Below are 19,793 nucleotides of genomic sequence, written 5' to 3'. Positions count from 1 at the left end.
AAAACGAATAAATAGCTGGCAGCATTTTATACAAATAAGCGAATACTTTTAAATGTTGATTTCAAACAATAAAAATGATTTTTCGCCCGAAGAGCGTACAGCAATTCAGGTGAATTACGTTGTTGGATATTGCTATCATCGGAGCCGGATGGTCCGGCCTCTATGCCGGCCGGTATGCGCGAAAACACGGTCTCAGCTTCACGATTCTGGAACGTCGCGACGATCTCGGCGGCGTCTGGAACTTTACCGAAGACCGCGATGTCGTGACGACCATGTCGACCACGGTGTCGACCTCTTCGCGCACCATGACGGAAGCCTCTGATTTTCCGATGCCGGAGAAAGTCGGTCACTTCTTCCACTGGAGCGAGGCGCTGGAGTATCTCAACGCCTATGCGGACGAATTTAGCCTGCGCGAGCACCTGGAGTTTGGCGCAAGCGTTATCCGGACCGAGCGGGATGACGAAGGCTGGACCGTCTCTTACGAACAAAAATCCGCCGACGGCGCAACTGTCACGCGACGCCTGCGCGCGAAGCGGCTTGCGGTCTGTGCAGGCGTGCATAGTCGCAAAAGGCTGGCCAGCGGTCCGATCGCCTCATTCGCAGGAGAGTTGATTCACTCCGGCGACATCAAGGCGGTTCGCGATTTGAATATCACCGCCGCAGATCATGTAATCGTTTACGGCGGCGGCGAGACCGCCTCGGACATGATCGACGAACTGGCAAAGACCAGGGCGCGCGTCACCTGGGCGATCAGCGGCGGGCAGCATTTCTATCGCAGGACGGCGGTCGACGAGCGCCTGCCCGCCGGCGTCTTCGACCGGCATACCAGCGCGCTCGACATCAATATCACCACGATGCACCGGGTGCTGAGCAATATTCCGGATCGCCAGCCGGGCATTCGCGTTCTGACGAACCTTTTGTGCACCGGTTCGCTGATGGGCTACCAGGGGCACGGGGTGCCTGAATGGAGCAATGACATTCCGACGGGTCACGCCTTCTTCAACAAGGCCGGCCATTCGGTGGAGTTCGTGCGATCGGGCAGGGTGGAGGCGGCCGGCGCGATCACCGAAACACAAGGCAATCGCGTTACCTTCGAAAGTGGAGAGAGCGTCGAGGCGACGCGTATCATCTACTGCTTCGGATACCAGCCGTCCTTTCCGTTTCTTCCCGAAGCCTACAGGGAACGCGATCCGTCGCGCCTGCTGCAACTGATCTTCGATCCGGTCGATCCGACGCTCGCCTTTTTCGGCCTGGCGCGGCCGACATGGTCATCGCTTCCGTTCATGACGGAGTTGCAGTGCGGCTACGCGTTCAAGGTGTTCGCCGGCGAAATCGCGTTGCCTGAAACGGTGGAAGAGCGCGTCCAGCAGGCGGACGCCTACCGCGACATGCGTGCGAAACATTTTCCGAAAACGCGGCTCAACACGCTTGTCGATCCGGTCCAGTATTACGAGAGCTTCGTGGAGCTGGAACGCAATCCGGTTTTTACGCTTCGCCGTTTTGTGCGCGCGCCATGGCGGACGATCAAGCTTGCGACCGTGCCGATCTCGCCGCGTCTCAGCCGATGTCGCGACGATACGGATCTGGAAGGCATCGAGCCGATGACGACGCCGCCGATCGGCCGGGCGCTGCGGTATCTCGAGTGCTCGAACGCGCTGTCCTACGTCGCGTTGTGTGTGCTGATTATTCCGCTGTGCAGGCTGCTGAGGATCGATGACATCGCCGACTGGTTCGGTCGCCGGAAGCTCGCAAAGGGCCACATCGTTGGCTATGCGGGGCCGAAAAGAAGCGGCTTTGCTTCCGGGCCGCGACCAGAACTCGAGCACGGGCGCTCGTAGAGCAAGGCTGCTAGCGGAACAGGACCGCGTCGAGCGACCAGCGTCCGGCGCCGAAGGCCGCCAGCGCCAGGAATCCGCCGGCGATCGCCATGTCCTTGTAAAGCTGGATCATGGCCATCGGATCTCCGGAGCCGGCGTGGAAGAGGACGGCCGTCGTCAGGCAGAACCCGGCGAGCGCGAGCGACGCCAGTCGCGTCAACAGTCCGGCGGCGACAAACAGGCCGCCGCCGAGTTCGGCGATGATGGCGAGCGGGAGAAGGCTGCGGCTGACGCCGTTCGCCTCCATGTAGTCGCCGACGCCGCCATAGTCGATGATCGCCACGTACCCGTCATAGATGAAAATCCAGGCGATCAGCAGCCGCGCCGCAAGCGCCGCCAGTGGTTGGAATCGGTCGATAATCGCTCTCATGAAGACAATTGCTATCAAAGGCCCTAGGGATCAGCAATCGCCTTCAAAAAGTCTCTTAAAGTGTACACTCGGAAGTTTTATGTAATTTGTTTCGTTCACTGAAATTGCACCAATGTTTTTCGATTGGCAGATGACAGACGACCGGATGCCTGCAGATTACCCAGATCTCTTTACGTACAATAAACGCTCCGTCTTGCCCCCTTCTCTTCAGCAGGCGTTGAAGGATGTGGGACCGTGTTTGAAGTCTGGAACGGTAAGTCTCCGACAAGTTGCGTATTTGCGAGACAGATATCGCACCGTCTGTCCTTCGACCATGTATCATGCAAGCAGTCACATCCGGCAAATAGCCGAAATTTGGGAAAACACACCTTATGCACCGACGATTCGGGCTATTCAGAAGCCGTTGATCAGGCTTGGCGCGCTTCGTTCCAGTCCTTTCCAACAAATTCGAAACATGCCTGATTTGGCGTGGTTGTATCTGTTTCACGGCAGTGGATATGTTCGGGAGGCTTCATTGTCCTCAATCCAGACTGCTCCCTTGTCTGCTTTTGAATATGCGGCGATTGCATACCGCCTCAACGATTGGGTCGCACAAGTACGCGATGCTGCACTGGATTGTGCGGAGAGAGTATTGGGAAAAGCGGATCCTGCGATTGCCGCTGAATTTGCTTTCAAGTCCCTGGATCTAATTGGCTCCCGTGGGCGAATGAGCGCCAAGGCCAAGGATTTTATCTATTCCGTAATCCTCAAGCCGGATGTACTTTTACCGTTGCGAAACAGGATACTGAGCGAAAGAACGTCGTTCGTGGGACGGACATTTCGCAGTTTGCTCCCGCACCCCGAGTTCGATGATCACCTGCAGATTATCGCTTGCCAGGCCGTGTCGCCTTCAGCACGCGCCATTGCCATGAGAACGCTTCTATCAGGCGAGGCCAAATGGGTGGTCGGTTACGATATGAACCATGATTTCATAAGGTCGCCCCGATTTGAAGTGCGTCCCGTTTCAACGGAATTCGGCTATGAAGGACTTTTGTCGGAAGCGGCCAGCGACAATGCTTCAGCTGTCAGGAAAGTGGCCGCGGATATGTTGATTGCGCATCGACACAAAACGACGACCCGAATGGACGAAATCGCCGAAGTACTTTCGATGGACCACAATGCCGCCGTCAGGTCACGGATCGATTTCTACTTCCGGCAAGGAAACAAGTAAGTTTGTGCGACATGGCGTCGTCGTCTGGTCCCCTGCCTTTGTTTTGGTTGGCGCTCCATCAGCGAACGCGGACAATCTAGGTATTGAGTCGGAAAGTCTGGAACTGTTCCAAAAGACTTTATATAAGGAATCCTTAATATAAGAATTCCGATGTCCGCAGGCATGTGGACCTCTGAGACGTATGAAGGATTTACGATAGAGCGCCAGGGGAGGAGACCGGCCAGTGCTTGCGAAATGGACAGTCGGAGACGGTAGCGGTTCATGAATGAGATCCGACACAAGGTAGAGCTTTCGGCTCATGTGTCCGACGAGGTGCGCAAGACCACCTGTTACATGTGCGCATGCCGTTGCGGCGTCAACGTGCATATCCGGCAGGGCGAGGACGGAACGCCGCGCATCCGGTATATCGAGGGCAATCGGGACCATCCGATCAATAAGGGCGTGCTGTGCGCCAAGGGATCGGCCGGGATCATGCAGCATTATTCGCCGGCGCGACTGATGAAACCGCTGTTGCGCACAGGCGAGCGGGGCAGCGGCGAGTTCAAGGAAATCGAGTGGGAGGAGGCGCTGACGCTGGCAGCCGACTGGCTCGCCGATATCCGGCATCGCGATCCGAGAAAGCTCGCCTTTTTTACCGGCCGCGACCAGAGCCAGTCGCTGACCGGCTGGTGGGCGCAGCAGTTCGGCACACCCAATTTCGCCGCGCATGGCGGCTTCTGCTCGGTCAATATGGCGGCCGGCGGCATCTACACGTTCGGCGGCGCCTTCTGGGAGTTCGGATCGCCGGACTGGGACAAGACCGAATACTTCATGATCTTCGGCGTCGCGGAGGACCACGATTCCAATCCGATCAAGATGGGGCTCGGCAAGCTGAAGGCGCGCGGCGTCAAGATCGTTGGCGTCAATCCTGTCCGCACCGGCTACAACGCCGTCGCAGACGAGTGGGTGGGCGTGACGCCTGGCACGGACGGTCTGTTCATCCTGTCGCTGATCCACGAGCTTCTGCGGCTCGGCAAGGTCGATCTCGACTACCTGCTTCGCTACACCAACGCGCCCTGGCTGGTGATCGACGATGAGGGCGCCGCCGATCACGGGCTCTTCGCGCGCGACGAGAACGGCGATCCGCTGGTCCTCGACCGCGAGGCCGCCAGCGTCGTGTCCTGCAAGAATGGCGCGTCGCTGAAGGCAGCGCTCAAAGGCGCGGCGACGCTGCCCGACGGACGCGTAGCCCGGCCGGTGTTCGAGCTGCTGGCGCGCAAATATCTCGACCCGCGGTATGCGCCTGATGCAGTCGAGGAGGAAACAGGGGTTTCCGCGGCGCAGATCCGCCGCATCGCGGCCGAGATCGCCGAGGCCGCCTTCGAGCGCGAAGTCGTGGTTGAACAGTCCTGGACCGACATGAAGGGCGAGCGGCACGAGCGCATGATCGGCCGACCGGTCTCCTTCCACGCCATGCGCGGGATCTCCGCGCATTCGAACGGCTTCCAGACCTGCCGCGCGCTGCATCTGCTGCAGATCCTGATCGGCTCGATCGACAGCCCGGGCGGCTTCCGCTTCAAGCCGCCCTATCCGAGGCCGGTGGCGGCGCAGCCGAAACCGCATGGCGGCTGCAAACCGGACGAGCCGCTGCCGGGGCCGCATCTCGGCTTCCTGCGCGGGCCGGAAGACCTGTTGCTGGAGGCGGACGGGACGACGCCGCAGCGGATCGACAAGGCGTTCAGCTGGGACGCGCCGATGTCGTCGCACGGGCTGATGCATATGGTCATTTCCAACGCGCACGCCGGCGACCCGTATCCGGTCGACGTGCTGTTCATGTACATGGCGAACATGGCTTGGAACTCGTCTATGAACTCGTCGGGCGTCATGGACATGCTGACGGACAAGGACGAGAACGGCGACTACCGCATTCCGAAGATCATCTACTCGGACGCCTACGATTCCGAGATGGTCGCCTACGCCGACCTGGTGCTGCCCGACACGACCTACCTGGAGCGGCACGACTGCATCTCGCTGCTCGACCGGCCGATCTCCGAGCCGGACGCGCTGGCTGACGCGATACGCTGGCCGGTGGTGAAGCCCGAGACCCAGGCCGAGGGCAGGGACGTGCGCGGCTTCCAGTCGGTGCTGCTCGATCTCGGCGCGCGGCTGAAGTTGCCGGGCATGGTCGACGGGAACGGCGAAGCGCTCTACGCGGACTACGCCGACTACATGGTCAATCACCAGAGAAAGCCCGGCGTCGGTCCGCTGGCCGGCTGGCGCGGCGCGGATGGATCGGAAGCAGGGCGCGGCGCGCCCAATCCGGACCAGCTTCAGCGCTATATCGACAATGGCGGTTTCTTTGAAACGCACGTGCCGGAGGAGGCGCGCTACTTCAAGCACGCCAACCGCGCCTGGAGCGACTGGGCGATCGCGATGGGCTTGCAGGATGGGCCGGTCGAGAACGTCTTCCAGCTCTACCTCGAGCCGCTGCGCAAGTTCCAGCTTGCCGCCGAGGGTCATGGCGAGCGGCAGCCGCCGGACACCCATCGCAAGCGGATACTCGAAACCTTCGACCCGCTGCCGCTCTGGTATCCGCCATTCGAGGGCGCAGGCGTCGACGTGAGCGACTATCCCTACCATGCGATCACGCAGCGGCCGGCGGCGATGTATCATTCCTGGGGCTCGCAGAACGCCTGGCTGCGCCAGATCCACGGCGCGAACGTGCTCTATGTTCCAGGGCCGGTCTGCGATGCGGCCGGGCTGCGCGACGGCGACTGGGCATGGGTGATCTCGCACCACAGCCGCATCAAGGTTCCGGTTCGGCGCATGGAGGCGGTCAACGGCAAGACGCTGTGGACCTGGAACGCGATCGGCAAACGCTCCGGCGCCTGGACGCTGGACGACAACGCGCCGGAGGCAAAGAAGGGCTTCCTGCTCAATCACCTGATCCACGAATTGCTGCCGCCGGCCGCCGACGGCTATCGCTGGTCGAACTCCGACCCGATCACCGGCCAGGCCGCCTGGTTTGATTTGCGGATACGTATCGAGAAGGCCGAGGTCGGCGACAATCCGGTGACGTTGCCGCAATTCCCGCCCCAGAAGGATCCGTTGCGCGAGCCGCCCGCGGTCGTCGCCTACGGCAAGGAATGGGGAGAGGGCGAATGACTTCTCTGCCCACAGCTATCGAGCGCAGCCTTGGCCTCGTGATCGATCTCGACACCTGCGTCGGCTGTCATGCCTGCGTCGTCAACTGCAAGGAATGGAACACCGGCGGCTACGGCGCGCCGCTGGGCGATCTCGACCCCTATGGCGACGAGCCGGTGGGCTCCTGGCTCAATCGCATCCATACGTTCGAGGTGACGCCGGAGGACGCGCCGGCCTCGATCGTGCATTTCCCTAAATCGTGTCTGCATTGTTCGGACGCGCCCTGCGTGACCGTGTGCCCGACCGGCGCGAGCTACAAGCGCTCGGAAGACGGGATCGTGCTGGTGGACGAATCCATGTGCATCGGTTGCGGCCTGTGCGCCTGGGCCTGCCCATACGGCGCGCGTGAGATGGACCCGGTCGAGAACGTGATGAAGAAATGCACGCTCTGCGTCGACCGGATCTACAACGACAATCTGCCGGAGGAGGACCGGACGCCGGCCTGTGTCAGGACCTGCCCGGCCGGCGCCCGTCATTTCGGCGACTTTTCGGACCCTGAATCGAATGTGTCCAAGCTCGTGGAGGATCGCGGCGGGTTCGACCTGATGCCGGAAATGGGCACGGCGCCGGTCAACAAGTATCTGCCGCCGCGACCGAAGCAGGCGACGGAAAGCTGTGGCGCATCTGAAGCCAAACCGGACGAGACTGCGAACGCCACGGGCTTTCTCGGCTGGCTTGACCGCGCGCTGGAAAGGCTGGGCTGATGCATCCTGCTATATCGGTCATCTTCTTTACCGTAACTTCCGGCGCCGGCTTCGGTCTGATCGCGATGATCGGCGTCGGCGCGCCCATGTCCCAAGGGCCGCTGGCGGCGTTTCTGATCTCGCTGCTGGCCGGCGGCCTTGCGGTGGCGGGGCTGATTTCCTCGACCTTTCATCTCGGCCATCCGGAACGGGCCTGGCGGGCTTTTTCCCAATGGCGCTCGTCGTGGCTGTCGCGCGAAGGCGTGCTGGCGGTGGCGACGCTGTTTCTGTTCGGCGTCTATGTCCTGTTCTGGCTTTTCGCCGGTAACCGGCCGCTGTGGCTCGGCGTTCTGATCGCTTTCCTGGCGATCGTCACGGTGGTCGCGACGGCGATGATCTATACGCAGCTCCGCACGGTGCCGCACTGGAACTCCATCCTGACGCCGCTCGTCTATGTCGGTTTCGCGATCGCCTGCGGCTACGTGGCGGCGGCTGCGCTGAACCCGGAAACGAACTCTTCCGATCGCGCAACGATCGCCGGAATGGCCTGCCTTGTGCTCATCGTCGCCTGGGCGCTGAAAATGTCCTGGTGGCACAGGGCTGGCCGAACCTCTCTGGCGGCCGTGGGCTCTACCCCGGAGACAGCGACAGGGCTTGGCGCGATCGGCCGCGTACGGCTGCTCGAAAGCCCGCATTCCGGCGAGAACTACCTGACGCGGGAGATGGTCCATGTCATCGGCCGCAAGCATGCGGCGAAGCTGCGGGCCATCGCCCTGACGACGGGTTTCGCGGCTCCGCTTCTGATCTCGCTGGCCGTGGCGATCAGCGGCGGTCCGCTTGCCTGGCTGGGGGTCGCTTTCGTGTGTCTCATCGCCGGGCTCTTCGTCGAGCGCTGGCTGTTTTTCGCTGAAGCTCGCCACGCCGTATCGCTTTACTACGGGCGGTAAAGAAGCCGATTTACGCCCGAATACAGGCGTCAACCAAATTTCACTTTTCGGCTTTAAAGCGCTGTATCTTTCGCTATGATTGCGCCAACTTTTCGCGCCTTGCGCGGAAGGGAACCCGTTTTAATCGGATCAAGGGCCGGACAAACCGGTCTGCAATTTGGGAGAATAATCAATGATGCCAACACTCAAAATGGCGCTTGCCACCGGCGTCGCGCTTGCCTGCCTTTCCGGCGCAGCGACGGCCGCCGACGTCAAGTTCGGCTTTCTCGGCGGTGTAACCGGTCCGATCGAAAGCCTGACGCCGCCGATCATCGACGGCGCCAATCTGGCGCTCAAGAACGTCAACGACAATGGCGGCCTGATGGACGGCAAGACCATCGAGTTGATCGTCGGCGACACGACCTGCGCCGACGCCACCAAAGCCGCCGACGCGGCCGACCGCGTCGTCAATGTCGACAAGGTTTCCGCGATCGTCGGCGCGCTGTGCTCGGGCGCAACGATCTCCGCGGCCAACAACGCCGGCATTCCGGGCGGCGTGGCGATGATCTCTCCGGCCTCGACTTCGCCGGCGCTGACCACTCTGGACGACAAGGATCTGGTGTTCCGCACAGCGACCTCCGACGCCTTCCAGGGCGGCGTTCTGGCGCGCGTCGTCAAGTCCGCCGGCCATGACAACGTCGCCGTGACCTATGTCAACAACGACTACGGCAAGGGTTTCGCAGAAGCCTTCGTCGCAGCCTTTGAAGCGGAAGGCGGCACGGTGGCCGACTCCCAGGCGCATGAAGACGGCAAAGCCGACTACCGCGCCGAAATCGGCTCGCTGTCCTCCTCCGGCGCCGACGCGCTGGTGATCCTGGCCTATGGCGACGGATCCGGCCAAACGATCCTGCGCCAGGCGCTGGAAGGCGGCGACTTCCCGATCTTCTACGGCGGCGACGGCATGGTTTCGCAGGCTATGGCCGACAATGTTCCGGCCGCCACCGGCAAGATCATCATGACCCGCCCGGGCACCCCGGACCTGCCTGGCTCGGACGCCTTCAACGTGATGGCGTCGGAAGCCGGCGTGCAGGCTGACGGCACCTTCGTGGCCAACGGCTATGACGCCGCCTTCATTCTGGCGCTGGCCGCCGAAAAGGCCGGCAGCACCGATCGCGCGGCGATCGCCGGCGCGATCCGCGACGTGGCCAACGCTCCCGGCGAAGTGATCCTTCCCGGCGAATGGACAAAGGCCAAGGAACTGATCGCCGCAGGCACGGACATCAACTATGAAGGCGCCGCCGGCTCGCAGGATTTCGACGAGAATGGCGACGTGCCCGGCGTCTACGTGACCACAGCCATCGAAGACGGCAAGATCATGAACACCGGCATGGCGAAGTAATTTCGCCCCACCAATGAAGCATCGAAGGCCCGGAGCGATCCGGGCCTTTTTTGTGGCCGGCGATGAATCTTCTTGACAATAGGTCAGCAATATTGACCTATTGCGCCGAGGAGAACGATCATGTCAGACGCAGCACTTCTTGCGCGCGCGCCGCGCCTTGCCCGTCGCGCATCCCGGATGCAGGCTTCGGAGATCCGCGAGCTTCTCAAGATAATCGAGCAGCCGGGCGTGATTTCCTTCGCCGGCGGCATTCCCGACCCGGCCCTGTTTCCGGTCGACGTGATCCGTCAGCACTATTCCGATATCCTGTCCGATCCCGTTTCCGCCGGCAGGGCGCTGCAATATTCCGTCAGCGAGGGCGACGCGGATCTGCGCGACTGGATCGTCGACCACATGCGTTCCCGCGGCGTCGCCTGCAGCCGCGACAACATCCTGATCACCAGCGGCTCCCAGCAGGCGCTGGAGTTCACCGCCAAGCTTTTCCTGTCGCCGGGCGACACGGCCCTTGTGACCGCGCCCACCTATCTCGGCGCACTGCAGGCGTTTGCGGCGAGCGAGCCGGTTTTCCAGGACCTCGATGTCGCCGATATCGAAGCGACGGCGGCGCAGGTCCGGACCCGTTCCGAAAGCGACCCGTCCGACTGCAAGTTCGCCTATGTGGTGCCCGATTTCGCCAACCCGTCCGGCGAAACCATGGACCTTGCGGCGCGTCGACGCCTGCTCGACCTCGCCGAAAGGCTGGATATCGCCATCATCGAGGACAGTCCCTACGCGGCGCTTCGCTACGAGGGCGAACCGGTTGCGCCGATCCAGGCGCTTGACCTGGAGGGCGGCCGTTCCATCGACGAGTCGCGCGTGGTTTTCTGCGGCTCCTTCTCCAAAGTATTCACCCCGGGCATGAGGCTCGGCTGGGTTTGCGCCTCGCGGGACCTGATCCGGCGCCTGGTGCTGATCAAGCAGTCCAGCGATCTCAATGCGCCGGCCCTCAACCAGATGGTTGTCGCCCGCCTGACGGCCGACCATTTCGACCGGCAGGCAGCGCGGGCGCAGGCCCATTACCGCGCCAAGCGGGACGCCATGCTGGAGGCCCTGTCGCAACATATGCCGGCGCACGCCCGCTGGTCCGAGCCCGAGGGCGGCATGTTCATCTGGCTGGCGGCCGGCGCCGGGATCGACACGGCGGCGCTGCTGCCGCGCGCCATCGAGGAAGCCCGCGCGGCCTATGTGCCGGGACGCGCTTTCTATGCCGATGGCCGGACCTCCGACGCCATGCGGCTGAGTTTTTCGCTGCCCGATTGCGCACAGATTCGCGCCGGGGTGGAGCGGCTGGCGGAGCTTGTCCGGCAGGCGGGCTGACGACACGGCGGCGCAGCTTCAGGTTCGCACTGCGACCTTGCGAATGAGCGCGGCGAGGATCATTGCGCCGGCCGGCCAGAGGAACCAGAGGGTTCCGCTCCAGGAAAACAGGTTGATGAGCGCCAGGGCGGCGATCGCCACGCCCATGCGCAGGGCGAACACCGTCTGGCTGCGCGACGCGGCGAGCGGCGCCATTTCGATGCCGATGACGGCGAGGATGGGGATGGCCGGCCACTGGACCCACATGCCGCTGCCGGTGGCGAAGTCGATGACGGCCAGCCCGACAAGGACGAGACCCAGGGTCTGCGCGTGGCGGATCACCTTGGTCCGGTAGGTGTCGTCGTCCTGCCGCGAGGCGTCGCTGTCTTCCCGATGCGCGGTTTTGCAATGACTGCGGCGCGACCGTTCGGCGCTTTCCCGCGAGGCTTCGCGAGCGCCCGCTTGGCGATTTGCATGACGGCCGAAGACGGCGGCGGCGGGCTTCGCCCGGTTGAGCGAAACGCCGTAGACCGTCACGCTTTCGGTCAGGTTTTTCGGGTGTTTGACGCCGAGGTAGTCGAAACCGACCGAGAGCTTCGTGTGGACCTGGTCGTAGACCTGCTGGGAGATGAGAATGCCGCCGGGCTCCGCCATGGTCTGCAGCCGGGCGGCGAGATTGACGCCTTCGCCGAGCAGGTCCTCGCCGTCGACGATCACGTCGCCCAGATGGATGCCGATGCGGAAATGCAGGCCGCCCTCGGGGCCCTTGCTGCCGTTGAGTTCCTGCTGCACCTCGATGGCGCACTGCACGGCTTCGACAACGGACGGGAAGTCGGCGATCATGCCGTCGCCGGCGGTGTTGGCGATGCGGCCGTTGTGCCTTTCGATGAAGCGGGAAAAAACCTTGCGGGCGGCGCGCAGCGAGGCGAGCGTTCCGACCTCGTCATTGTCCATCGCGGTGCTGTAGCCGGCGGCGTCGGCCGCCATGATCGTCGTCAGCTTCCGCACAACTTTTGCGTCGGCATCGGCAGAGGCGGGGTCTGGCATGGTCGTGTTCCGTTCAGGCTCGGATGGACGCCCATAATATATGGGCTGGGCGAGACGATTAAAAGAAGCAGGCCCGACAAACCGGACGGCGGGGTTGCGGGTCACGGTGTGATTCAGGGTAAGATTATGATATTATTATGTAATAATCCTTTAATCGGCAGATTCCCGCGACGGTTCGGGCAATCTGGCTTTGTTTCGGGATTCGGCGAACTTCGAGCATTTCACGTGATCTGGGTTTGTTTCGGGAATCTGCGATTTTCAGGTCTGCGGGCTTCGGGTGGCGCCATCTCGCTTTGTTTCGGGAAAACAGGTTTTCTGTGCTTTCTGTGATCTGGGTTTGTTTCGGGAATCTGCGATTTTCAGGTCTGCGGGCTTCGGGTGACGCCATCTGGCTTTGTTTCGGGAAAACAGGTTTTCTGTGCTTTCTGTGATCTGGGTTTGTTTCGGGAATCTGCGATTTTCAGGTCTGCGGGCTTCGGGTGACGCCATCTGGCTTTGTTTCGGGAAAACGGGTTTTCGGTGCTCTCTGCGATCTGGGTTCGTTTCGGGAATTTGCGTTTTTCAGGTCTGTTGGCTTCGGCTGACGACATCTGGCTTTGTTTCGGGAAAATGGATTTTCAGGCTCGAAGCTTGCAGTCCGGCCATGCGTCCGCAAGGGGCGCCGGCGATTTCAACAGGCTGCATCCTAACACAAAACGGCTGTGAATGCACGATAAAGTTCTTGATTTGTTCTGGTAGGCGTGGAATGATGGTTGCATGAAAGAGATATGCAACCCTGTTCGTCCCGGCGAAGTGCTCAGCGAGCTGTTTCTCGAACCGTTGAAGATGAGCGCCGGCGCGCTCGCGAAACGCCTCGATGTGCCGCGCGCCCGGATCGAGCGTCTCGTCAAGGGCGACATGGCCCTGACGGCGGACACCGCCCTGCGCCTCTCGATAGTCTTCGGCAATACGCCCGAATTCTGGCTGAACCTGCAGCGCGCCTGCGATCTCGCTCAGGCGCGCAAGGTCGTGGACGTTTCGAATATCGAGCCGTTGGTGGTGGCTTAAGGGTGTGAAAATGCGCGTTGGATAGGTCGTATCTAGAGTTCAACTAACGGTCACTACTAGCTGTCGTTCTCTTTGGATTCGAAATTTTTTGGTCTACAGGCTGCGATTGTCGCAATCTGGCTCCGCTTCGGGAGAACGGATTTTCGGCGTTTTCTGCGATCCGGGTTCGATTCAGAATTCGACGGTGAGAGACTCGACGTGTTCCTTCCGGCCCTGCTTCCCCAATTGGCGGTTGTGATTTGGTTAGGCTCAATCGTAATGTATAACGTCCGTGAATGCAGAAATTAGAGTTTGATTTGCTCGTGCGGCGGCTGTGTCTATTCAGATCATTACTCTTTGCGTGAAAGTCATGTTTCATTCCGATTCGACAGACCACCGTGTTGTGTATTCAAGGCTGCTAAGGAAATCGACAAGCTTGATGATATCTTCGGGATAGAGCACATTTCCAGAAACAGGCTCCGAAGACCAGACTTTCAATGACCGATAGAATTCAGCCCGCTGCACTGGCGAGAGCGTTTTATAAATCGGGACTCCCAACGGATCGAAGTGGATGGTGATGGCATCGGCAAGATTTTTTATGCTGCCAGAATGTCCATAAGGTGCGGTCTTTCTGACATTGTACAGTGGCGGCGTGCGAAATCTTCCGCGGTCACTGGGATCGAGAGTCACATTGTAGCGGCCATAGTCAACTCCGAATCCATTCTTGCCAAATCCAGCAGGTGGAAATGGAATTCCGTGAAACTCGAGGTCGCTGAAATACGGACCATTGTGGCAACTTGCACACCCGCCTTTTCCATAGAAAATCAAGCCACCTTCGACCACTGAGCGTGGAAGCGGCTTGCCATCGAAAACAAATCGGTGAAATGCTGTTTCGCTGACTTGAAAATTGGTGCGGATAAACGCTGCAATTGCCTCGGCTATATCCAAGAATGCGAGTTCGCCAAGTTCTACCCTACGTGCTCTTGCCAACGCCACGCCGAGTTTCGGATCAGCTGCAACACGCTGGGTGGCAGCGCTATAAAGCAGTTCCGCCGAATTTACCGTTTCAGTCTGTACTTTATCTTCATCAACTTCAGTTCCGACCATTTCACTCAATTCGGCAGGCGGTAAATGGACTGCCACAACCAGCGGATCGTGAGATGGTGTCGCTGAGCCAAATTGGCTGTGCAGGCGACCACCTGTTCCATCGACCTTGCCATCCCAAAAAAACACATTGAAGGCGACGCCGCCGCGTCCCCAAAACGGTAACGTGTTCCGCGGAACAATCCTGCCATTGCCTTTCAAGCGTTCGACGCCAATTCCCGTTCCACCGATCCCAACCGCCTGCTGCAATCCATCCGCAGACCCAAACCTGTCAATATGACAGGTCGCGCAAGCGATTGTATTGCTTGGCGACAAAAGCTTTGATTCGAAAAGCAATTTGCCGACTTTTGCGAGTTCCAATGATACCAGCACATGCGTTTCAGCGGCCGGAACAAGGCCACTCGAAACAGCTGCTTGCCTTAATGTCTCCTCACGCAACCCATCCGCATGTACCGGCAAGATAAGAACCATTGCCGCAATTAGACTAAAATTAATAATGGATTTCATGGATTTGAATTACTTTGCGTAGGGACCCGCTTTCTGCTTCGGCGGCTTGTAGAACCATCTCGCCGACTTCGTTGTCGCTGAGACCCCAACGTTTCATTTTCTTTTGCAACAAGTCGTATTTCTGACAATCTAAAAGGCCAATCTCGGCCGCCTTAAGTTCATCTACATTAGATTCGGTAGTATCGAGTGCGACCTTTTGCTTTGCCATGAAGTGGACGCGCATCGATTGATCGCAGGCGAATGTATAGTTGGAAAATTGATCACGCCAGATTTCCATGAGAACCATTTTATAGAGCGGCACTGATAAATAACTGACTGCGATCCCAGCCAAGAATCCAATGCCGACTAGCAAGGTTTTATTCCGCTTTGATTCCGAAAACATCCAGGACCTCCGCCGTCACAGTGCCGGTCACTTTAAGACCATGGTCACGTTGAAAACTGGCCAATGCAGCTTTTGATTCACGGCCAATGATGCCGTCAATAGTCCCATTGTAATATCCGAAAGCCTGTAGTGCGAGCTGGACCTGCATGACGATCTGACGGAACTTGGGCGTGTTGCCGGGGAGTGTTTTGGGTGCAGCTTTTGGTGTGCTGGGTAAGATCGATGATGGCGGAGTGCTATCCGATTGGGGAACGGGCGTGGTGGTACGCGGTACAGAATATCCTCCACCAGAAGAAGAACGATGACTGCCGTGGCTGCGATGGCTTGAGTGGGACCTATGAGCGGCCAAATGGTATTTGTGGTTCAGTCGCAGGCGTTGATCTATAATTGGATCGTCGAACTGTTTGGATTTTGCACCGTCTGGAATAGCTGCCTGGGCACCAGGGCTAACAAAACCGGCCGCAAGCAATGACGGAATAGCGAAAACTCTTTTTCTCATATACCGCTCACACGTTTGTATCCGTTTGCGAGATCGTACCAACGGAAAAAGCCGCCACAATGAAGTCTCTCGGAACAATTGTTACATTCGGAGAAATATTTCTGTTTCCAATCCGAGATAGAATTTACTGAATAGCGTCGATATGCTTCCGGGATCGTACATAGTGGAAAGTTAAATAGGCTTACACTCAGACCGCGCCCTGAAGCGATGTTGAGAGCACGTGCGATATTCTGAAACTCTATTGAACTGTCAAAAAACTCACTACTCCAATTAAGCTTTCCATAACCAATATTCTCCAGCTGCATGATCGCCCAATATTCACTGTAGGGTAGATAGTCAGTGATGAAATCGGCCAAATAGTGAAGCGTGCTGTAATTTGATTGCAATAATACAGTACGAAGTTCGATACGCGCTAGGGTATGAGATAGTATAGTAAAACTCTCAATCAGCTGATTAAAAGCACCTTCTTTTCCTACAATTCTATCGTGCGTTTCAGCTTCAGGGGCATAGATCGGTATGCCCCACAGAATACGCTCTGCTGCCGGTGAATTCAGGAACGTGCAATCCTCTGCGGAAAAATTCTGCCCATTCGAGAGAACATGAAAGGAAAGATCCTTTCGGTAAGATAATATATTTTCCAGAAATACGAATAGCTTCTCTTTATGAAGTAGTGGTTCTCCGCCGGAAACACCCAATACAGAATTGTTCGGTGCCAGCAGCGCAGCATCGAGAAAGAGATTGAAAAGATCGGTATGTTGTTTCTTTGGCGGCTGCGAACACATTACGCAAAGCTGGTCGCATTGCTCGGTAACTAAAAAGGTATTGTGCAAAGATCTGGAGCGTATGATCCTATGGGCAGCTGACTGTCCAGGGAATATCAATAAGACATCGCCGTCGACATCTTGCTCCGGGGCTTTAATACGAAACCGCTGATCGTGAAAGTAGTATGTACTCCATTCTCCTTCATTCCTAACAAGTATGGAATCCATACGTAAAGAGGACTTGTCGTCTGTCTCTTTGCATGATCGCAAGCGGGTAACAAGCGGCCGATCGGTTCTGAAATCAGCAATGGGTACACGAAGATTCATCATACGAGTACGCGGTTTAAAAGTGGATCGAAATCGACAACTCCAGTCCAAATCGCGAGTGAATGTCGCGCAGCTGGTGAAGGATCATCCAAAAGTTCTAGGACATGATCAAACAAGTCCATATGCCGGTGACAAAATTCCGTTTTGTTGCGTTCGATATCAATAGTTCCGTAGCGCGCTAGATCATCGATTACATCGCGTCCGCAAAACGGCTGGTGACGGCAAGAGCTGCATACCGGATCGTTCTCATTATCTACATACATATTGAGAAGAGTGCGTTTTTCCTCATCAATTCCGTCAAATACATTGCCGATCGACAGATCGATTTGACCGGTCCGAGTCAGCATACGTGCTTCGTCAGTTGGATAAATACGGCCATCGTAGTCTATAAGAATATGATCATGCCCAATCATGTTGGGACTACGCAAATCGATGTGATTGTTTGTTCCGGGTTGTAAGACACGGCGAAGGCAATGTGTGAAGTAAAATTCCTCAAACGTTGTATTGTGCTCGTAATTGTACGCGATGAGTTGCTCCATGAACTTTCGTCGGAAGCAATTCCAATGACTAGCTATTGTCCTCGCGGTATGTCGTTTGCGAGCAAATCCATAGTGCGCCACCGGTCGAAGATAGATCGAGTTGAAACCGAATCGCTGATAAAAACTGATCAGTTGTTCTGGTTCAGGTAGATCTTCGATGTCGAGCGTTGGCAGGGCCGAGACCTTTGCTGGGCCAAAGCGGTCCAGAGCGGTATTGAGGTTAGCAAGAAAGACGTCTGTATTTTCATTTGACTTCGTGCGCTGTTTCTTATGAAGCGCGAGCGAGCCGTCGAGTGAAGTGCTGATGGTTGTATCGCTTGCTTCCAAGAACTCCCACGCTTGTTGATCAACATGCTGTAGATTCGTGCAAACGACAAACGCACGTCTAGTGAAAAGTCCGCGACAAAAATTTCGTACTTCGTGAAGACGTCTTAGCGCCAGAAGCGGTTCGCCACCTTGGAATTCAATTTTGATATCTTGGGCGGTCAGGCCAGATAGAAAAACAAAGACTTGCTGTGCGACTTCATCAGTCCAGTCGAAACCCCGGACATTTTCGCCAACACGAGCGACCTGGCAATAGCTGCAAGCAAGGTTGCATCGGAGTGTGGGGACAAGGACGACGTAGCTAATATTGTCTTCAACATATCGCCGGCGCTGGCGACGGTACATCTTCGCCCTATCTCCTAAGACCGGCAAGTAGTCTGGCACGGCAAATACTTTCATAGAATATCGTCGATACTGCTTTGATAGTAGTGATTTGGACATCTCTAATCAATCAAAAGTATAGGTGGAAAATGAGAATCGCGTTGAGGTCGCATTTTTGTTGGCTCAGTGCGAATAAAAACAGTGTCGACTATTGACGAACTAAAACGTGATCTGGGGTAGCCGCCCTATGGATCGCGGATCTTCGTTCGCGATGAGGATGGGGAGGTTGTGCGCAAAGCTGGCGCTGGGGGTCTTGCGGGTGGTGGACTCGCAGTGTTCCTGTGCCTCTCCTCTTTTCTCCATGCCGCGCCTGATGCGGTGTCCGGACGGGCCTTTCAACCGGCGGCCGATGCGTCGGACAAGGTCTGGGCCGCCGGTCTGATCGGGCCCCGTCATGGGGGTGAGGGCCGGCTTCGCTGGTTTGTTCAGAGGATCGAATGGCCCTGGCGCTTCAGGGTGACGAACCAGGCGATGAACAGCGAAACGAAGACGATGTCGCCGAGGATGACGACTATCGCGAAGGATGACGTCCATCCACTCATGTACATGATGAAGAGGTTGAGTGCGAAGAGCGCCTTGCCGGCGCCGCCCATCAGCACAACGCCGGTATGGCGCGCCGGATTGACGGCGGCCAACAGGAAGCCGAAGCCGTAGAGGAAGGCCGTGCCCCAGGCGCCGCGATAGACCGCGACCATGACCGGGTCGGCCAGCGCGTAGCCGAATTCGCGCTCGAACATGCCGGTCGTATTGAACAGCCCGGGGATCGCTCCGGCGAAATTCCAGATCGCCGCAATCACGAACAGGATACGGAACAGCAGCATCGCGCCGCCGGGCTGTTCCTGTGACGGTCCTGCTTTCTGTTCCGTTGCATAGTGCGCGCGCGCTTGCATCGCCGATCCTCCTGAATTAAATATAACGCGTTATAATTAAATATATCGACTTGGTCAACCACCGCGATCTGCGTAGACTGGACGCATGCCCACACCCCGATCCCTCACATCCCCATCTTCGGCGGGCCGGCCACGCGGACGACCCGCACAAACCGGCAAGGAGATGGCCGACATGCGCCGGCATATCGCCGACTGCGCGCTACGGCTGTTTCAGGAAGACGGCTACGACGCCGTATCGATGCGGCGGCTGGCGAGCGAGGCCGGATGCACGGTGATGACGCTCTACCGGTATTTCGACCGCAAGATCGATATTCTGCGCGCGCTCTGGACGGAAGTCTTCGCGGAGTTGTTCGACAGGCTGGATCGGGTCGCCGCCGGGGAGGCGGACCCGACCCACCGGCTGTTGGCCGTGTCGCAGGGGTATGTCGATTTCTGGCTCGAGCGCCGCGAGCACTATTTCCTGGTGTTCATGTCAAGCGGCGTGACGCAATCCGACGTCAGCGTCTTCGTGGGCGATGACGGAGTTGTCAGCCGGTTCAACGTGTTGCGCGAAAGCCTTGCCGGCGCGCTTGACGGCCGCCCGGGCGAGGCGGAACTGAAGCTGAAATCGGAACTGCTTCTTTGTGCGCTCAACGGGATCGCACACAATCTGATCACGATCAGCGCCTATCCGTGGTCGGAACCGCAGGCGCTCGTTCGCGCGGCCGTCACGGCGGTGCTGACGCGCCCGGAGTAGAGCGGCGGTATCGCAAATGACGCCTTCAGAAGTCGCGTCTCGGGGCCATCAAGAGATAGGACTGGGCCACTGCGTCTCGCGCGGTCGAGTACGGCGTCTGGGGCAGACAGTCTCTACGAGACCGTTTGCGGGTTGGAAGGTTTCGCGGCAAGGCGGGAAGCTCTGCGGTTGGGGAGCGGTTGGCGCCCGCGCGTCTGAAGTTTGCAACGATGCGAAGCAAACGAAAGTCGATGGAAAGGAACATTTTCAGATCTCCCGTAATTGACCGGGAAATCATCCGACGGACG

Annotated in this window: 17 protein-coding genes; 9 read left to right on the top strand and 8 right to left on the bottom strand. The window is 58.4% G+C overall.

Annotated elements, in window-relative coordinates; genetic code table 11:
• The first annotated feature begins 119 nt into the window (after positions 1-119).
• Positions 120-1,838 carry a flavin-containing monooxygenase gene (locus K1W69_RS22625; protein ID WP_220230733.1) on the top strand — a complete coding sequence of 573 codons (1,719 nt, stop codon included), beginning with the start codon at positions 120-122 and terminating at the stop codon, positions 1,836-1,838.
• Between the two features lie 10 nt (positions 1,839-1,848).
• Here the strand turns inward: K1W69_RS22625 and K1W69_RS22620 are convergent, their stop codons facing one another.
• Positions 1,849-2,247, bottom strand: a complete 399-nt coding sequence (locus K1W69_RS22620) for a DoxX family protein (protein ID WP_220230732.1) — start codon at positions 2,245-2,247, stop codon at positions 1,849-1,851.
• Between the two features lie 130 nt (positions 2,248-2,377).
• On the opposite strand from K1W69_RS22620, the gene K1W69_RS22615 reads away from it, so the two are divergent.
• The 6 genes from K1W69_RS22615 to K1W69_RS22590 all read left to right on the top strand — a co-directional run bounded on the left by K1W69_RS22615 (position 2,378) and on the right by K1W69_RS22590 (position 11,004).
• The gene (locus tag K1W69_RS22615; RefSeq protein WP_220230731.1) at positions 2,378-3,457 is read left to right on the top strand and encodes a hypothetical protein; all 1,080 of its coding nucleotides are present in this window, start codon (positions 2,378-2,380) and stop codon (positions 3,455-3,457) included.
• A gap of 261 nt (positions 3,458-3,718) precedes the next feature.
• Positions 3,719-6,601, top strand: coding sequence for a molybdopterin oxidoreductase family protein (locus K1W69_RS22610; RefSeq protein WP_220230730.1), 2,883 nt, complete (start codon positions 3,719-3,721; stop codon positions 6,599-6,601).
• Positions 6,598-7,344 (top strand): 4Fe-4S dicluster domain-containing protein, encoded by a 747-nt coding sequence (locus K1W69_RS22605; protein WP_220230729.1) that lies wholly within the window; start codon positions 6,598-6,600, stop codon positions 7,342-7,344. Before K1W69_RS22610 ends, K1W69_RS22605 begins: the two co-directional genes overlap by 4 nt.
• Positions 7,344-8,270 (top strand): dimethyl sulfoxide reductase anchor subunit family protein, encoded by a 927-nt coding sequence (locus K1W69_RS22600; RefSeq protein ID WP_220230728.1) that lies wholly within the window; start codon positions 7,344-7,346, stop codon positions 8,268-8,270. Before K1W69_RS22605 ends, K1W69_RS22600 begins: the two co-directional genes overlap by 1 nt.
• Positions 8,271-8,442: 172 nt before the next feature.
• Positions 8,443-9,648, top strand: a complete 1,206-nt coding sequence (locus tag K1W69_RS22595; protein WP_258571294.1) for an ABC transporter substrate-binding protein — start codon at positions 8,443-8,445, stop codon at positions 9,646-9,648.
• Between the two features lie 120 nt (positions 9,649-9,768).
• Positions 9,769-11,004: an aminotransferase-like domain-containing protein gene (locus tag K1W69_RS22590; RefSeq protein ID WP_220230727.1), complete on the top strand. Its 1,236-nt coding sequence runs from the start codon at positions 9,769-9,771 to the stop codon at positions 11,002-11,004.
• An 18-nt stretch (positions 11,005-11,022) separates the two neighbouring features.
• Here K1W69_RS22590 and K1W69_RS22585 read toward each other — a convergent pair whose 3' ends face one another.
• Positions 11,023-12,030 carry an adenylate/guanylate cyclase domain-containing protein gene (locus K1W69_RS22585; protein WP_220230726.1) on the bottom strand — a complete coding sequence of 336 codons (1,008 nt, stop codon included), beginning with the start codon at positions 12,028-12,030 and terminating at the stop codon, positions 11,023-11,025.
• A gap of 756 nt (positions 12,031-12,786) precedes the next feature.
• Between K1W69_RS22585 and K1W69_RS22580 the strand changes: the two genes are divergently transcribed.
• Positions 12,787-13,077, top strand: coding sequence for a HigA family addiction module antitoxin (locus K1W69_RS22580; RefSeq protein WP_220230725.1), 291 nt, complete (start codon positions 12,787-12,789; stop codon positions 13,075-13,077).
• Positions 13,078-13,431: 354 nt separating this feature from the next.
• Here the strand turns inward: K1W69_RS22580 and K1W69_RS22575 are convergent, their stop codons facing one another.
• From K1W69_RS22575 to K1W69_RS22550, 6 genes are all read right to left on the bottom strand, one after another.
• Positions 13,432-14,667, bottom strand: a complete 1,236-nt coding sequence (locus K1W69_RS22575; RefSeq protein WP_258571293.1) for a His-Xaa-Ser system-associated MauG-like protein — start codon at positions 14,665-14,667, stop codon at positions 13,432-13,434.
• Positions 14,651-15,049 (bottom strand): TIGR03982 family His-Xaa-Ser system protein, encoded by a 399-nt coding sequence (locus tag K1W69_RS22570; RefSeq protein ID WP_258571292.1) that lies wholly within the window; start codon positions 15,047-15,049, stop codon positions 14,651-14,653. The genes K1W69_RS22575 and K1W69_RS22570 overlap by 17 nt, the downstream gene beginning before the upstream one ends.
• The gene (hxsA, locus tag K1W69_RS22565) at positions 15,024-15,548 is read right to left on the bottom strand and encodes a His-Xaa-Ser repeat protein HxsA (protein ID WP_220230724.1); all 525 of its coding nucleotides are present in this window, start codon (positions 15,546-15,548) and stop codon (positions 15,024-15,026) included. The genes K1W69_RS22570 and hxsA overlap by 26 nt, the downstream gene beginning before the upstream one ends.
• A complete protein-coding gene (gene hxsC, locus K1W69_RS22560; protein ID WP_220230723.1) occupies positions 15,545-16,639 on the bottom strand; it encodes a His-Xaa-Ser system radical SAM maturase HxsC in 1,095 nt (364 codons plus the stop codon). The genes hxsA and hxsC overlap by 4 nt, the downstream gene beginning before the upstream one ends.
• Positions 16,636-17,898 (bottom strand): His-Xaa-Ser system radical SAM maturase HxsB, encoded by a 1,263-nt coding sequence (gene hxsB / locus K1W69_RS22555; protein WP_220230722.1) that lies wholly within the window; start codon positions 17,896-17,898, stop codon positions 16,636-16,638. Before hxsB ends, hxsC begins: the two co-directional genes overlap by 4 nt.
• Positions 17,899-18,305: 407 nt before the next feature.
• Entirely contained in the window at positions 18,306-18,770 is a 465-nt protein-coding gene (locus K1W69_RS22550; RefSeq protein ID WP_220230721.1) for a hypothetical protein, read from the bottom strand.
• 172 nt (positions 18,771-18,942) lie between these two features.
• Here K1W69_RS22550 and K1W69_RS22545 point away from each other — a divergent pair, with 172 nt between their 5' ends.
• A complete protein-coding gene (locus tag K1W69_RS22545) occupies positions 18,943-19,506 on the top strand; it encodes a TetR/AcrR family transcriptional regulator (protein WP_220230720.1) in 564 nt (187 codons plus the stop codon).
• The last annotated feature ends 287 nt before the right edge of the window (positions 19,507-19,793 follow it).

Source organism: Flavimaribacter sediminis, assembly GCF_019492055.1.
In the GTDB taxonomy this organism is placed as follows: domain Bacteria; phylum Pseudomonadota; class Alphaproteobacteria; order Rhizobiales; family Rhizobiaceae; genus Flavimaribacter; species Flavimaribacter sediminis.
The sequence above is the reverse complement of the archived record's forward strand: the minus strand, read 5'-3'. Positions and strand labels throughout refer to the sequence as shown.

Coding starts and splice junctions, on each gene's coding strand:
- K1W69_RS22620 (WP_220230732.1), bottom strand. CDS start 2,247: ATGAGAGCGATTATCGACCGATTCCAACCACTGGCGGCGCTTGCGGCG.
- K1W69_RS22615 (WP_220230731.1), top strand. CDS start 2,378: ATGACAGACGACCGGATGCCTGCAGATTACCCAGATCTCTTTACGTAC.
- K1W69_RS22610 (WP_220230730.1), top strand. CDS start 3,719: ATGAATGAGATCCGACACAAGGTAGAGCTTTCGGCTCATGTGTCCGAC.
- K1W69_RS22605 (WP_220230729.1), top strand. CDS start 6,598: ATGACTTCTCTGCCCACAGCTATCGAGCGCAGCCTTGGCCTCGTGATC.
- K1W69_RS22600 (WP_220230728.1), top strand. CDS start 7,344: ATGCATCCTGCTATATCGGTCATCTTCTTTACCGTAACTTCCGGCGCC.
- K1W69_RS22595 (WP_258571294.1), top strand. CDS start 8,443: ATGATGCCAACACTCAAAATGGCGCTTGCCACCGGCGTCGCGCTTGCC.
- K1W69_RS22590 (WP_220230727.1), top strand. CDS start 9,769: ATGTCAGACGCAGCACTTCTTGCGCGCGCGCCGCGCCTTGCCCGTCGC.
- K1W69_RS22585 (WP_220230726.1), bottom strand. CDS start 12,030: ATGCCAGACCCCGCCTCTGCCGATGCCGACGCAAAAGTTGTGCGGAAG.
- K1W69_RS22580 (WP_220230725.1), top strand. CDS start 12,787: ATGAAAGAGATATGCAACCCTGTTCGTCCCGGCGAAGTGCTCAGCGAG.
- K1W69_RS22575 (WP_258571293.1), bottom strand. CDS start 14,667: ATGAAATCCATTATTAATTTTAGTCTAATTGCGGCAATGGTTCTTATC.
- K1W69_RS22570 (WP_258571292.1), bottom strand. CDS start 15,049: ATGTTTTCGGAATCAAAGCGGAATAAAACCTTGCTAGTCGGCATTGGA.
- hxsA (WP_220230724.1), bottom strand. CDS start 15,548: ATGAGAAAAAGAGTTTTCGCTATTCCGTCATTGCTTGCGGCCGGTTTT.
- hxsC (WP_220230723.1), bottom strand. CDS start 16,639: ATGATGAATCTTCGTGTACCCATTGCTGATTTCAGAACCGATCGGCCG.
- hxsB (WP_220230722.1), bottom strand. CDS start 17,898: ATGAAAGTATTTGCCGTGCCAGACTACTTGCCGGTCTTAGGAGATAGG.
- K1W69_RS22550 (WP_220230721.1), bottom strand. CDS start 18,770: ATGCAAGCGCGCGCGCACTATGCAACGGAACAGAAAGCAGGACCGTCA.
- K1W69_RS22545 (WP_220230720.1), top strand. CDS start 18,943: ATGCGCCGGCATATCGCCGACTGCGCGCTACGGCTGTTTCAGGAAGAC.